This window comes from Sphingomonas sp. PP-CC-3A-396, from assembly GCF_004343105.1.
Lineage (GTDB): Bacteria > Pseudomonadota > Alphaproteobacteria > Sphingomonadales > Sphingomonadaceae > Sphingomonas.
Window position 1 is genome coordinate 31933 of the sequence record NZ_SLYF01000007.1, and the last position, 14589, is coordinate 46521.

The window sequence follows — 14589 nt, forward strand, 5'->3', positions numbered from 1 at the left end:
CGTATCCAACGCGACCGGGGCGTCGATCTGCACGTCGTTTGAGCCAGCGGTAATGTAGACATTGCCCCGGCTTTGCGATTACTCCGCGACCTCCTATGTTCGCCGTGCATTGGTGTCCGATAGTGGCGCGCCGGGCGAGAGGAAGGAGTGCCAATTGGCACAAGACGACGACCTGCCGACGCGGGCACGGACAGGGATCGACGGGCTCGACGATATCCTCAATGGCGGACTGACCCCGGACCGGATGTATCTGATCGAGGGGACGCCGGGCACGGGAAAGACCACGCTTGGGCTGGGGTTCCTGCTGGCTGGCGTGGAGGCGGGTGAAATCGGCCTGTATATCACGCTGGCCGAGACCGAGGTCGAACTGCGCGCGGTCGCCATGACGCATGGCTGGTCGCTCGATCCGCTGGTGCTGTTCGAGATGGTCCCTGCGGACGGGTTCAGCGAAGATCACGAACAGACGTTGCTGCACCCGAGCGAAGTCGAACTCGGCGAGACGATCCGCGACGTGATGGCAAAGGTCGACGAAATCCGTCCGGCGCGGATCGTCATCGACAGCCTGTCCGAATTGCGCCTGCTCGCGCAGAGCCCGATCCGCTATCGTCGCCAGATCCTCGCGCTGAAGCACTTCTTCTCGACCCGCGACTGCACCGTGCTGTTTCTCGACGACAAGAGCGGCAGCGGCAGCGATCTCCAGTTGCACAGCATCGCGCACGGTGTGGTGTCGCTCGAACAGACGCTGTCCGGCTTCGGTGCGCAGCGGCGTCGCATGCACGTCGTCAAGATGCGCGGCGTGCGGTACCGCGGCGGCTATCACGACTTCGAGATCGAGCGTGGCGGGCTGTGCGTCTATCCCCGGCTGGTCGCGTCGGAGCACGGCGATCCCTATTCGGACGAGGCGATGTCGACCGGGTCGAACGAACTCGACGCCTTGCTTGGCGGCGGGCTCATTCCCGGCACGGCCACGTTGCTGACCGGCCCGGCGGGCGTCGGCAAGACCACCGCATCGGTACAGTGCATGATCGCAGCGCTGAAGCGTGGCGAGCGCGCCGCCTATTTCCTGTTCGACGAGCGGCTGCCGACGTTGCTCAAGCGGAGTGCCGCGCTGGGCATGGACATGGCGCCGTTCGTCGACAGCGGGCAATTGCTGTTGCGTGCGATCGACCCTGCCGAAATGTCGCCGGGGGAATTCTCGAACGCGGTGCGTGCGGCGGTCGAGGTGCACGGTGCCAAGGTCGTCGTGATCGACAGCCTGAACGCATACCTGCAAGCGATGCCGAACGAGCAGTTCCTGATCCTGCAGATGCACGAGATGCTGACCTATCTCGGCCAGAAGGGCATCGTCAGCCTGCTGATCCTCGGGCTGCACGGCATCACCGGGGACGTCCGGTCCGACGTCGACCTGAGCTATCTGTCCGATACGATCGTCCAACTGCGCTATTTCGAGGCGCATGGCGAAGTCCGTCAGGCGATTTCGGTGATCAAGACGCGTACCGCACGGCACGAACGGACGATCCGGGAGTTTCAGATCGGCAGCAGTGGTCTGCATGTCGGCGAACCTCTCCGGCATTTCCAGGGCGTGCTGACCGGCGTGCCGACATTCTCCGGTGAAGGGAAAACACTCATGGCTAGCCGGATCGGGACCGAGGACGCGCAGCGCTAGCATGCAGGATCGGGTGCTAATTCTCGCGCCGCGTGGCCGCGATGCGGCAATTGCGGCCGATCTGCTCGACAGAAACGCGATCGTTGCGACGATCTGTGACGATCAAGCGGCGTTGCTCCGACACCTCGATGTCGCGGCGGGTGCGGTGCTGCTCACCGAGGAGGCGCTGACCGCCGAGGATTCGACCGCGCTGACCGCTTGGGTGTCCGCGCAACCAAGCTGGGCGGATATCCCGTTCGTCGTGCTGACAAACGGCACCAAGACGCCGCGGACATTGCACGCGACGCAGCGCCTGCGCGATCTAGGCAATGTCGTGCTGCTCGAACGGCCGCTCCATGCCGAGGCGATGCTGGGCGCGATCCGGTCGGCGCTGACCGCACGCAGTCGGCAATATGAACTGCGCGATGTCGCGGTCACGCTCGAGCGTGCGGTCGAGGATCGTACCGCCGAACTCCGGCTGGCGCGCGAAAGCCTCGAAATCGCGCTCGATGCGGCCGGGATGGGCAGCTGGGACTTCGACCTGACGACCGGAGAAACGCGCCGGACGCAGCGGCATGACGATATCTTCGGGTATCCGCACGGCATCGCGCAGTGGAACCTCGACTCGTTTCTCGAGCATATCGATCCCAAGCAGCGCGACGACGTGAAGCATGCGGTCGACGAGGCATGGCGGATCGGGACGCTCGATCTCGAATGCAGCATCGACGCGGCCGACGGCGTCAAGCGCTGGGTCGTCCTCAAAGGCCGGGTCCGCCACGATCCCGAAGGCGCGGCGGTGCGGATGTCGGGCGTCATCTCCGACGTGACCGACCGCAAGGAAGCCGATGCACAACTCGCCCAGGCGCAGAAGATGGACGCGATCGGCCAGCTGACCGGTGGCGTGGCGCATGATTTCAACAATCTGCTGACCCCGATCGTCGGCAGCCTCGACCTGATGCGACGACGGCACAAGGACGACGAGCGGACGCAGCGGATGATCGGGGGGGCGCTGCAGGCGGCCGAGCGCGCGGCGACGCTGACGCAGCGCCTGCTCGCATTCGCACGGCGCCAGGCGTTGCAGCCGCGCGCTGTCGATATCGGCGCGTTGATCGACGGGCTTGTCGACCTGATCCGTCGATCGCTCGGACCGTCGATCACCGTGGTGCTCGAAGTACCGCGGCATCTGTCGTCGGCGCGGGTCGATCCCAACCAGCTCGAACTGGCGCTTCTCAACCTCGCGATCAACGCGCGCGATGCGATGCCGGGGGGTGGGCGGCTGACGCTGTCTGTCAGTCAGTCGGTGGTCGACGACCGCAATATGGTCGGACTCGCGGCGGGGAGTTATGTCCGGCTGACCGCGGCGGATACCGGAACCGGGATGGACCGCGCGACGCTGGCACGGGCCACCGAGCCGTTCTTCTCGACCAAGGGCGTCGGCAAAGGCACCGGGCTCGGCCTGTCGATGGTCCATGGCCTTGCCGCACAATCGGGCGGCACGCTGCGCCTGACGAGCGAGCCGGGTGCCGGGACCGCAGTGGAGCTTTGGCTGCCCGCAACGACCGAGACGCCCGTCGATACGATCGAAACCGCGTCCGAACCCGTCCAGGCGCGACAGGGCGCGAAGGTGCTGCTGGTCGACGACGAGGATCTGGTGCGCGCGGCAACCGCGGACATGCTGCGCGACATCGGCTATGTCGTCGTCGAGATGGCATCGGCGAGCCAGGCGCTGTCGGCGATCCGATCTGGCGTCGATGCCGATATTCTCGTCAGCGACTACCTGATGCCGGGGATGACCGGGGGCCAATTGATCGGGGAGTTGCGATCGTCAGGCAACCGCATGCCGGCGCTGCTCGTCACCGGCTATGCGGCGGCGGGCGAGGATGTCCCCGACGACATCATCCGGCTCGCCAAGCCGTTTCGCCAGGTCGACCTGGCCGCGCGGGTCGACGAATTGCTGCGGCAATCGCCCGCGGGGCGGCCGAAACTGCGCGCAGCCGACTAAGGCTGATCGCGCATTCGATTTGAGACTGCCACCTCGGCTTTCTCACCGTCATGCCGGACACGGTCCGGCCTCCACGGTTCTGTAGATCGACGGCCCCGCGCCCTGTTCTCCCGCGAAGGCGGGAGCCCAGTCTGGATTCCCGCCTTCGCGGGGAAACAGGCTGGCTTACGCGAAAAGGATACTCAGCGGATCATGCGCGCGATCGTCTTGGCGGCGGCCGCGCCGTAAGGCGGTTTTAGGCCGGCGAGCTTGGCGACATCGAGCCGCGATTGCTTGAAGACGGCGCGTGCATGGCTGAACGTGCGGAAGCCGTCGATGCCGTGATACGCACCCATGCCCGATGGGCCGCTGCCGCCGAAGGGGAGGTCCTCCATCGAGATATGGAAGATCACGTCGTCGAGCGTGACGCCCCCCGAGATCGTCCGGTCGAGCACGCGGCGGCGCTCGGCATCGTCGCTGCCGAAATAATAGAGCCCCAGCGGCCGGTCGCGGCGGTTCACCTGTGCTATCGCGTCGTCGATCCCGTCGTAGCGGCGGATCGGCAGGACCGGGCCGAAGATCTCCTCCTGCATCACGATCATGTCGTCGGTCGCGTCGCGGACGATGTGCAGTGGCATCTTCCGCGAATTGGCGGCGCCGAAATCCTCGTTGGCGGGGTTCACGACCTCGACCGTCGCGCCCTTCGCGCGGGCGTCGGCGATCCAGTCGGTGAGGCGCTGGTGGTGGCGATCGTTGACCACCGACGTGTAGTCGGCGTTGGCGAGCAGGGTGGGGTACATCACGCTGGCCGCGGCCTTGATGCCGTCGACGACCTTGGCCTCGTCCGCGGAGGGCACGAGCATGTAATCGGGCGCGAGGCAGATCTGCCCGGCGTTCATCATCTTGCCGAGCGTCACGCGTTCGGTCGCGCGCGCGATATCCGCCGATGCGCCGAGGATGACCGGCGACTTGCCGCCGAGTTCGAGCGTGACCGGGGTCAGGTTATCGGCGGCGGCGTGGAGGATGTGGCGGCCGATCGCGGTCGCGCCGGTGAAGATGAGGTGGTCGAACGGAAGCGCGGAGAACGCCTTGCCGACCTCAGCATCGCCCGAGACGATCGCGAGTTCTTCTTGCGCGAAATATTTGGGGGCGATCTCCTCGAACAGCGCCGCGGTGGCGGGGGTGTATTCGCTCGTCTTCGCCATCGCGCGATTACCCGCGGCGAACACGCCCGCGAGCGGCCCGATCAGCAGGTTCACGGGGAAATTCCACGGCGCGATGATGCCGATCACGCCTTTGGGCTGGTATTCGACCCACGCCTTCGCGCCGAGCAGGCCGAGCGGGAACTGGACCGGACGGCGGTCGCGCTTCATCCAGCGGTCGAGATGCTTGGCGGCATGCGCGATCGGCGCGAGCGAGGCGCCGATATCGGTCATCATCGTCTGCTCGCGACTCCGGTGGCCGAAATCCTCCGACACGGCGTCGCAGAACCGCGCGGCGTTGTCCCGCACCATCGCCGCGGTGCGCTTCAGCCGATCGAGGCGGACGGCCTTGGTGACCGGCATCTCGGCCATGAACGCTTCGCGCTGGGCGGTGAGGATGGTGTGCATGTCGGTCATCGGGACATCCTAGGAATGGGGAGTTTTCAGGCATTCGAGCGCATGATTGGTGATGCTATTGATATGTCCTGAGGTACGCCGTCGGGATATCGACCGCGTACAGCAAGCCGGACAAGGCCGCGATTACAAACGCGCCGAAGACGACGCCGAGACTACAGAAAGCCGCCAACAGGCCGACTCCCAACCGCCGGCTTCGGGCATGCGTCAGCCAATGGGCCGCGCACCCCAGATGCGTGAAAAGCGCGGTGATCGCGAGCAGGTAATAGGGCGCGAAAAACCAGTAAAATCCGGCGACATGAAAGCCTGCCGCAGCGAACCGAAAATCGGTGTCGAGCGCGAGCGCGATCCGCCCGTAGAGTATGGAGGCGACATGATTGAGCAGAAACGCCGACAGGTACAGACCGGAGATGGCCTGAAGCCAAGCCACGATGCCCGTTCTTCCGCGCCAGCCGCGAATGACGAGCGTGATACCACTCAACACCTGGACTGTGATCAGCGTGAGAAGGATCGGCTCCACGACCGGGTTGCGATAGACGGGGCGGATCGCGGCCATGAACGCGATATGGTCGGCTTGGCCATGAAGCCCCACCAAATGATTGGCCATGTGCAGGATGGCAAACGTCAGCAACACCAGGCCGGACGTTCTATGCGCGACGCGAAGCGTTGACTTGTACGGGCGGCGCGTCGTTCGATCATCACCGTTATCAAGTATGATGACGGGATGATCGCCAGTCATCGGCGACGATCAACGACTAGGGCGCGATTGCTAATTTTCACGCCCCCACCGGTAAGTCCCGGAACGCCTGGTCCTTGTCGACGCGGATTTCGCCGGGGAGGCCGAGGACGCGTTCGGCGATGATGTTCTTGAGGATTTCGTCGGTGCCGCCGGCGATGCGCAGGCCCGGCGCCCACATCGTCGCGGCGTGGAAAGCGCCTTTCAACGGGGTGAGCGCGGGGTCGGCTATGATGCCGTATTGATCGCCCGCCTCGACCGCGGTGTTGCCGATCGCCTGCAACTGGTTGGCGGCGACGATCTTGCCAATCGAGCTTTCGGGACCGGGCACCTGGCCTTTCGATAGCGCGGTGATCGTCCGCATCCGGGTGTTCCGCAGGCCCTCCGATTGCACCCACCAGTCGGCGAGCGTCTGGCGGAACGCGGTGTCCTTCAGCAACGGGCCGTCTGCGCCATTGGCCTGGGCGGCGAAGGCGAGGATGTCCTCGGGGCCGACGCCGCCGCTCGTGCCGATCGCGAGGCGCTCGTTCATCAGCGTGAACAGCGCGACCTTCCAGCCGCCGTCTACGGGTCCGAGGCGTTGCGCGTCGGAAATCCGGACGTCCTCGAACCAGACTTCGTTGAAGCTCGACCCGCCGGACATCTGGTGGATCGAGCGGATCTCGATCCCCGGCGCCTTCAGGTCGAGCCAGAACATCGTCAGGCCCTGGTGCTTCGGGACGTCGGGGTTGGTACGGACCAGGACGATGCCGTAGTCGCTGTAATGCGCGCCCGAGGTCCAGACCTTCTGGCCGTTGATCACCCAGTCGTCGCTCCCATTCTCGTTTTTGGCGCGGACGGCGCGCGTGCGGATCGCGGCGACGTCGGAGCCGCCGGCGGGTTCGGAGAAGAGCTGCGACCAGATCTCGTCGCCGCGTACCGCCGGGCCGACGAAACGGTGCTTGGTCGCGTCGTCGGCATAGGCCATCACGGTCGGCACGCACATGCCGAGCCCGATCGTGAAATAGCTGCCGTCGACCGCGTGTTTCGCCTCTTCCTGGCCGAAGATGACGCTTTCGATCGGCGTGCCGCCGCCGCCACCCCATTCCTGCGGCCAGGTGATGCAGGCATAGCCGCCAGCCGCCTTGCGTGCCTGCCACGCCTTCGCCTTGGCCATGTCGTCGGGGTAGTGGCCCGCGTCGTGCTCGGCGATGTTCGCGTCGAGCCAGTCGCGCGCGGCGGCGCGATAGGTGGCTTCGGCGTCGCTGTCCTTGAAGTCCATGCTCGTCCTTTCAGGCGGCGTTGCGCATTTCGAGTTGGCCGACGAGGCGTTCGCGCCACGCCGCGGGGCTGCCGGCGACGAGCGCGAGCTGGCGCGAGCGGCGGTAATAGAGGTGGCAGTCGGATTCCCAGGTGAAGCCCATCCCACCGTGCGTCTGGATGTTTTCCTTCGACGCGAACCAATAGGCGTCGGAGGCGGCGACGCGCGCCGTGGCGGCGGCGAGCGGGAGTTCGGCGGCGCCCGCATTCAGCGCCCACGCGCCGTAATAGGCATTGGAGCGCGCGAGTTCGTTCTTGACGTACATGTCAGCGAGCTTGTGCTTGATCGCCTGGTACCCGCCGATCTGCCGCCCGAAGGCGTAGCGATCGAGCGCGTAGCCTTTCGCCATCTCAAGACAGCGATCCGCACCGCCGAGCTGCTCGAACGCGAGGAGGACGGCGGCGCGGTCGAACACCGTCTGCATCGCGGCGATGCCGTCGTCGGTGCCGAGCTTCTCGCAAGGCGCGTCGGTGAAGGTGAGGCGGGCGGCGCTGCGGGTGGGGTCTAGCGTTTCGAGCACTTCCGCGGTGACGCCTGCGCCGTTCTCGACGAGGTAGAGGCCGTCGCGCGCGAGGACAACGATCAGGTCGGCGACGTCGCCGTCGGTGACGGGGATCTTCTCGCCGGTGAGCTTGCCGGCCGAGACGGTGGTGCGGACCGAGCGCGCAGCGACGGGGCCGGCGCCTTCCGACGTCGCGAACGCACCGATGACGTCACCTGCCGCGATCCTCGGCAGCCATCGGACCTTCTGGGTGTCGCTGCCGTAGAGCATCAAGGCTTCGGCCACGAAATACACGGTCGAGGCGAACGGGATCGGCGCACAGGCGCGGCCCAGTTCCTCGGCGATCGCGCACAGTTCGATATGGCCGAGGCCCAGCCCGCCGAACTCCTCCGGGATCGCCGCGCCGAGCCAGCCTTGTGCGCCGACCGCTTTCCACAGGTCTGCGTCATACGCTTTGGCGGGGTCGTCGAGCACCGCGCGGACCCGCTCGCTGCCGCAGTGCGCCGTCAGGAACTTGCGCGCTTCGTCCTTGAGAAATTTCTGGTCGTCGGAATAATCGAAGTTCATGCGGACTCCTTAGGCTTCGCCCAATATTCGTCGCGGAGCAGGCGCTTGTAGAGCTTGCCCGTCTCATGCCGCGGCAGCGTGTCGCGGAAGTCGATCCGGCGTGGCGCCTTGACGTGGCTGAGGTTCGCGCGGGCGAACGCGCTGAGTTCGGCCGCGAGCTGCGCGCGGTCCTCGGTCGGGTCGGCGGGGCAGATTATCGCCACCACCTGTTCGCCCATCTCGTCGTCGGGTGCGCCGATCACCGCGACGTCGGCGACCTTCGGATGGGTGACGAGCAAATTCTCGATCTCGGCGGGATAGATGTTCACGCCGCCCGAGATGATCATGAAGCTCTTGCGGTCGGTGAGGTAGAGATAGCCCTCATCGTCGAGCCAGCCGACGTCGCCGAGCGTCGTCCAGCCGTGTGCGTTGGCGGCCTTCGCGGTCTTGGCGGGATCATTGTGATATTCGAACGCGCCGCCGCCAGCGAAATAGACGTCGCCTTCAGCGCGCGGCGGTAGTGCGTTGCCCTCCTCGTCGCAGATCATCGTCTGCGCGGTCAGATTGCGGCCGACCGAGCCCTTGTGCGCCAGCCATTCCGCGCTGGAGATCGCGCAGAACCCGTTGCCTTCGGTACCCGCGTAATATTCGCCGATGATCGGGCCCCACCAGTCGATCATCGCCTGTTTGACCGGGAGCGGGCAGGGGGCCGCGGCGTGCCATACGGCTTTCAGCGACGACACGTCGTAGCGCGCGCGGACTTCGGGCGGGAGTTTCAGCAGGCGGATGAAGTGCGTCGGCACCCATTGCGCGTGCGTGACGTGGAACCGTTCGATCGCGGCGAGCGCGGCTTCCGGGTCGAAATGCTCCATCACGACGACGGTGCCGCCGACCTGGTGCACGGCCATCGACCAGCGCAGCGGCGCGGCGTGATAGAGCGGCGCAGGTGAGAGATAGACCATCTCGGGCGTGAACCCGTACAACCCCTTGCCGAGCATCACGAGCGGCGAGACGTTGGTCCCGAACGGCTCGTCCGACAACGCGTGCTTGACCCCCTTGGGTTTGCCGGTGGTGCCTGACGAATAGAGCAGGATGCCGCCGGGTGATGGGTCGGCGATCGGTGTGGCGGGCATCGCATCGCGTGCGGTTTCGTAAGGTTCGTAACCCTCGATCGTGCCGTCGACCATGTAGCGCGCCACGTCTTCCAGCATCGGTGCCAGCGTCCCCGCAACCTCCGCGCACCCCTTGCTCGCGATCAACACGCGGCAATCGCCGTCGCGGATGATGTACGCCGCCTCGCTCGCGGTCAGTTTGGACGACAGGCAGGTGCAATAGACACCGGTGCGTTCCGCCGCCCACATCACCTCCAGATAGCGCGGCGAATTGTCCATCAGCACGGCGATGCCGTCGCCGCGCTTCAGCCCGAGCGAGCGGAGCAGGTGCGCGCCCTGGTTCGCCCGCACATCTAAGTCGCGATACGTCACCGTCTCGCCCGTCGCCGCCATGATATAGGCGGGCTTGTCGGGCGTCGTCAGCGCGTGCGCGACGGGGTGCATCAGACGCGCTCGATGATGATCGCCGGGGCCATCCCGCCGCCCGCGCACATCGTCACGAGCCCGCGCTTCAGGTCGCGGCGTTCGAGTTCGTCCAGGATCGTGCCGATCAGGATCGCGCCGGTCGCGCCGATCGGATGGCCGAGCGCGATCGAGCCGCCGTTGACGTTCACCTTGTCACGGTCGAGTTTCAGGTCGCGGATGAACTTCTCGGCGACCACCGCGAACGCCTCGTTGATCTCCCACAGATCGATGTCGTCGACCGTCAGCCCAGCCTTCGCCAGCACTTTTCGTGCGGCCGGGACGGGGGCGTTGAGCATCAGCGTCGGGTCGTCGCCCATGTTCGCCATCGCGACGATCCGCGCGCGCGGTTTCAGTCCGTGCTTGGCGGCATAGTCGGCGCTGGCGAGCAGCACGGCGGCGGCGCCGTCGACCACGCCCGACGAATTGCCGGCGTGATGGACGTGCTTGATATCGACGTCGGGATAGCGGCGGTTGATCTGCTTGCGGTACGTCGTGCCCTTGTCGTCGAGCGGTATGTCGGCAATCCCGGCAAACGAAGGGCGCAACGCCGCGAGGCCCTCGGCGGTCGTATCGGGACGCGGATATTCATCCTTCTCGAGCACCAGCGCACCGGTATCGTCGGTGACCGGCACGAGGCTGCGATCGAACCGCCCTTCGGCGATCGCTACCGCGGCACGGCGCTGGCTTTCCAGCCCAAGCGCTTCGAGCGTTTCGCGGTCGATCCCTTCGATACTGGCGATCGCGTCGGCGCAGATGCCCTGGTTCGATTGCGGATGCGCCGCGTCTAGCCGTGCGTTGCCCGAGCCGATGCCGAGCGGTCGCTTACCCGCCGCCATGTCGTCCTGCATCATCGTCGTGGTGAGCGACATCATCTCGGTCCCCCCGGCGATGACCAGGTCTTCCATCCCGCTCATGATCTGCGCCGCGGCGAAGTTCACCGCCGTGATCCCGCCGCCGCAGAACCGGTCGAGCGTCGTCCCGCTCGCCTTGACATCATAGCCCGCGTCGAGCGCCGCCATCCGCCCGAGATCGCCGCTCTGCTCGCCGCGCTGCGTCGAGGTCGACCAGATGATGTCGTCGACATCGGCGGTATCCAGCTTGTTTCGCTCGGCAATCGCCTTCAGGACGGTCGCGGCAAGATGTTGGGGGTGCATGTGCGCAAGCGCGCCCTTGCCGGTCTTGCCGATACCGCGCGGGGTACGGACGGCGTCGATGATCAGTGCCTCGGCCACATCGCTCTCCTGTTGCACCCGCCGGTTCGGTCGTGGTGCCTGAGCCGGATTGCGTCCGGCTTCGGTACGACGTAACATTCGTTATGGGGAATGGCTTGTCAAGCAGGGTATTGTTGGAAGACGGGGCGGCACCACGCGCTGATCTGGCGCCGCGCGACTGGTTGGAAATTGGCCTGCAGTTGCTGAAGGACGGCGGGCTCCGCGCGCTGAAACTCCGCGGCCTGGCGCAGGCGCTCGGTGCGTCGACGGGAAGCTTCTATCATCATTTCAAAGACTTCGATGGATATCACGCGGCGCTCGCCGGGTATTTCGTCGAAGCGCATATCGATCCGTTGATCGTCACGCTGTCCGCGTCGGAGCTTCCACCGGTCGAGCGCATTCGGGCATTCGCGGATCATGTTCGCGACCACGACATGGCCCAGCTGGCCTTGGCGATGCGCGCCTGGGCGAAAAGCGACGCGCGGGTGGCGGCGGCGATCCGCGAGCATGACGACAAGGTAATGGCGTTCCTCGTCGAGCAACTCGTGGCACATGGGTTCGAGCCGGTTGAGGCAGGGATTCGGGGTTACGCGCTCTTGGCAATCGGGCTTAGCCAGGTCGCTGCGGCCGAAGAGATCGAGCGTAGCGTGTTGCGTGAGGGATTGCTGACCCTGCTGTGCGAGCGCTAGCGTAGCGAACTGACGCGACTCCGTAAGAAAAGCGGAGCGTGAACAAGAGGATGCGGGCATGCAGACGTATGACTACGTAATTATCGGCGCGGGCTCGGCCGGCTGTGTGCTCGCCGCGCGACTGACCGAGGACCCCGATGTGAGCGTGCTGCTGCTCGAGGCGGGCGGGCGCAACGACGGCGTGCTGGTGCGGATGCCGGCGGGGGTCGGCGAGCTTATAAAGAGCAAGAATGCGAGCAACTGGGGCTTTTCGACCGAGCCCGAGCCGCATCTCGACAACCGTCGGCTGTGGTGGCCACGCGGCAAGGGGCTGGGCGGTAGTTCGTCGATCAACGGCATGATCTACACGCGGGGACATCCGCAGGATTATGACGAGTGGCGGCAGATGGGCTTGCCGGGCTGGTCGTTCGACGACGTGCTGCCATATTTCAAGCGGCTCGAGGGCCATCATCGCGGTGAGTGCGATCTGCACGGCGGCGGCGGGCCGCTGACGATCTCGGGCGGCGAGTCCGACAGCCCGTTCTACGATGCGCTGGTCGAGGCAGGGCGGCAGGCGGGCTATCCGGTGACAGAGGATTTCAACGGCGCGAGCCAGGAGGGCTTCGGTCGCTACGACCTGACGGTGGCGGACGGGAAGCGCTGGAGTACTGCGGCGGCGTATCTGCGGCCGGTATTGTCGCGGCGCAACCTGACCTGCGTCACGGGCGCGCGGACGACGCGGATCCGGATCGACAAGGGGCGTGCGGTCGGTGTCGACTATGTGCTCGACAAGGGGGCACGGGCGGAGTCGGTGACCGCGGCGCGTGAAGTGCTGTTGTGCGCGGGGGCAGTGCAGTCGCCGCACATCCTCCAGTTGTCGGGGATCGGCGATCCGGATCGGCTGACCGCGGCAGGGGTAGGCGTCGTGCATGCGCTGCCGGGTGTCGGGGAGAATTTGCAGGATCATCTCGACGTGGTGATGAACTGGAAGTCGCGCGGGCTGCGCACCGGCTATGCGATGACCAAGGGCGTCGGGATGATCGGCGTCGGACTCAACTATTTGTTGCGCGGCAAGGGGGCGGGGCGGCAGCAGTTCCTCGAGGCGGGCGCGTTCGTGTCGTCGCGCGAGGGGCTGTCGCGGCCCGACGTGCAGATCCACGCGGTGCTCGCGATCATGCAGGACCACGGCAAGGTCAAGGCGACCGAGGACGGCTTCACGCTGCATCTCTGCCAGTTGCGGCCGGAAAGCCGGGGGCGGATCGGGCTGCGCTCGGCCGATCCGTTCGCCGATCCGGTGATCGTCGCGAACTATCTCGCGACCGCGGAGGATCGTCGGGTGATGCGCGCCTGCGTCGGAATCGGGCGTGATGTGGCGCGGCAGGCGGCGCTTGATCCGTACCGGGCGGGGGAATTGTCGCCGGGCGAGGACGTCCGGACCGACGACGAGATCGACGCCTGGGTAAGGCGGACGGCGGAGACGATCTACCACCCGGTGGGGACGTGCAAGATGGGCACTTCGGACGATAAGCTGGCGGTGGTCGATGCGACGTTGGCGGTGCGCGGGTTGCAGGGGCTGCGGGTGGTGGACGCGTCGGTGATGCCGACGCTGATCGGGTCGAACACCAACGCGCCGACGATCATGATCGCGGAGAAGGCGGCGGACATGATCAAGGGGCGGCAATTGGCTCGGGCGGCTTGAGGGCAACGTCCCGCTAAACCGAGCACTACCTCCGCTCAATAGATACCACCCCGGCGGAGGCCGGGGCCCAATTGGAAAGGTCGCAGTAACGAAGCACGGACCTCAGTTACCAACGTCCCCCAATTGGGCCCCGGCCTCCGCCGGGGTGGAGGTTGGTACCCCGCGCACGTGTCCATCCTCACCCATCGCCGTCTTTGTGGTCCTCTCCCAAAGGAGCCCGCGAACGCCCGGCCGTGGGAAGGGTGGGGCCATCTTTACCGCGGCGCCATCCGGATAGCGCCATCCAGCCGCACGTCTTCCCCATTGAAATACCCACATTCGATCATCGTCAGCGCCAGCGCCGCAAACTCTTCCGGCCGGCCGAGGCGCTTCGGAAACGGCACCGATGCGGCCAGCGCATCGCGGACTTGCTGCGGGGCTGCGGCCAGCAACGGGGTGTCGAAGATCCCCGGCAGGATCGTGTTGACGCGGATGCCCTCGCTCATCAGGTCGCGTGCGATCGGCAGCGTCATGCCGACCACGCCGGCCTTCGAGGCGGAATAGGCGGCCTGGCCCATCTGGCCGTCCTCCGCCGCGGCGCTCGCGGTGTTGACGATCGCGCCGCGCTCGCCGTCCTCGCCGGGTTCCAGAGTCAACATGCCTGCTGCCGATTTGGCGAGGCAGCGGAACGTGCCGACCAGGTTGATCTGGATGATCCGATCGAATGCATCGAGCGGGAAATGCTTGATCGAGCCGTCCTGCTTCGATCGTCCCGCGGTCTTCGCCGCATTGCCGGTGCCGGCGCAATTCACGAGGATTTGCTCCTGGCCGTGTGCGGCGCGTGCCGCCGCGAGCCCGGCATCGACGCTGTCGTCGGACGTCACGTCGACCTTGCAGAACACGCCGCCGATCTCGTCCGCGAGCGCTTCGCCCTTGTCAGCCTGGAGATCGAAGATCGCCACCTTGACGCCCTTGGCGGCCAGCGCGCGTGCGGTGGCGGCGCCCAGGCCCGATGCGCCGCCGGTCACGACGGCAGCCTTGTTTGCGAGGTCCATGCATCTCTCCTGTCAAAGCCCCGAGATTCGTGTCCCGGTTGCAGAACATTAGTTATGCCCGTATCCTGGGCTTG

General features: G+C 66.1%; 11 protein-coding genes. 4 read left to right on the plus strand and 7 right to left on the minus strand.

From position 1 onward, the window contains the following. Positions 1–154: 154 nt before the first annotated feature. Together C8J40_RS14285 and C8J40_RS14290 are read left to right on the plus strand one after the other, a co-directional pair. Entirely contained in the window at positions 155–1666 is a 1512-nt protein-coding gene (locus tag C8J40_RS14285) for an ATPase domain-containing protein (protein ID WP_277984330.1), read from the plus strand. Position 1667: 1 nt separating this feature from the next. Beyond that, positions 1668–3647 carry a PAS domain-containing sensor histidine kinase gene (locus C8J40_RS14290; RefSeq protein WP_132897596.1) on the plus strand — a complete coding sequence of 660 codons (1980 nt, stop codon included), beginning with the start codon at positions 1668–1670 and terminating at the stop codon, positions 3645–3647. Between the two features lie 182 nt (positions 3648–3829). Here C8J40_RS14290 and C8J40_RS14295 read toward each other — a convergent pair whose 3' ends face one another. Genes C8J40_RS14295 through C8J40_RS14320 form a run of 6 tightly spaced genes read right to left on the minus strand, consistent with a single transcriptional unit; the run spans position 3830 to position 11135 of the window. Beyond that, positions 3830–5245: a coniferyl aldehyde dehydrogenase gene (locus C8J40_RS14295; RefSeq protein ID WP_132897597.1), complete on the minus strand. Its 1416-nt coding sequence runs from the start codon at positions 5243–5245 to the stop codon at positions 3830–3832. A gap of 55 nt (positions 5246–5300) precedes the next feature. Further along, positions 5301–5981, minus strand: coding sequence for a hypothetical protein (locus C8J40_RS14300; RefSeq protein WP_132897598.1), 681 nt, complete (start codon positions 5979–5981; stop codon positions 5301–5303). 37 nt (positions 5982–6018) lie between these two features. Continuing rightward, a complete protein-coding gene (locus tag C8J40_RS14305; protein ID WP_132897599.1) occupies positions 6019–7239 on the minus strand; it encodes an acyl-CoA dehydrogenase family protein in 1221 nt (406 codons plus the stop codon). A 10-nt stretch (positions 7240–7249) separates the two neighbouring features. Further along, positions 7250–8347, minus strand: a complete 1098-nt coding sequence (locus C8J40_RS14310; protein WP_132897600.1) for an acyl-CoA dehydrogenase family protein — start codon at positions 8345–8347, stop codon at positions 7250–7252. After that, positions 8344–9882, minus strand: coding sequence for an acyl-CoA synthetase (locus C8J40_RS14315; protein ID WP_132897601.1), 1539 nt, complete (start codon positions 9880–9882; stop codon positions 8344–8346). The genes C8J40_RS14310 and C8J40_RS14315 overlap by 4 nt, the downstream gene beginning before the upstream one ends. Beyond that, positions 9882–11135: an acetyl-CoA C-acetyltransferase gene (locus tag C8J40_RS14320; RefSeq protein WP_132739425.1), complete on the minus strand. Its 1254-nt coding sequence runs from the start codon at positions 11133–11135 to the stop codon at positions 9882–9884. Before C8J40_RS14320 ends, C8J40_RS14315 begins: the two co-directional genes overlap by 1 nt. Positions 11136–11230: 95 nt before the next feature. Here C8J40_RS14320 and C8J40_RS14325 point away from each other — a divergent pair, with 95 nt between their 5' ends. Together C8J40_RS14325 and C8J40_RS14330 are read left to right on the plus strand one after the other, a co-directional pair. After that, positions 11231–11803 carry a TetR/AcrR family transcriptional regulator gene (locus C8J40_RS14325; protein WP_207901237.1) on the plus strand — a complete coding sequence of 191 codons (573 nt, stop codon included), beginning with the start codon at positions 11231–11233 and terminating at the stop codon, positions 11801–11803. A gap of 58 nt (positions 11804–11861) precedes the next feature. Then, a complete protein-coding gene (locus tag C8J40_RS14330; protein ID WP_132897603.1) occupies positions 11862–13481 on the plus strand; it encodes a choline dehydrogenase in 1620 nt (539 codons plus the stop codon). Positions 13482–13735: 254 nt separating this feature from the next. Here the strand turns inward: C8J40_RS14330 and C8J40_RS14335 are convergent, their stop codons facing one another. Beyond that, the gene (locus C8J40_RS14335; RefSeq protein ID WP_132897604.1) at positions 13736–14515 is read right to left on the minus strand and encodes an SDR family NAD(P)-dependent oxidoreductase; all 780 of its coding nucleotides are present in this window, start codon (positions 14513–14515) and stop codon (positions 13736–13738) included. Positions 14516–14589 lie beyond the last annotated feature (74 nt).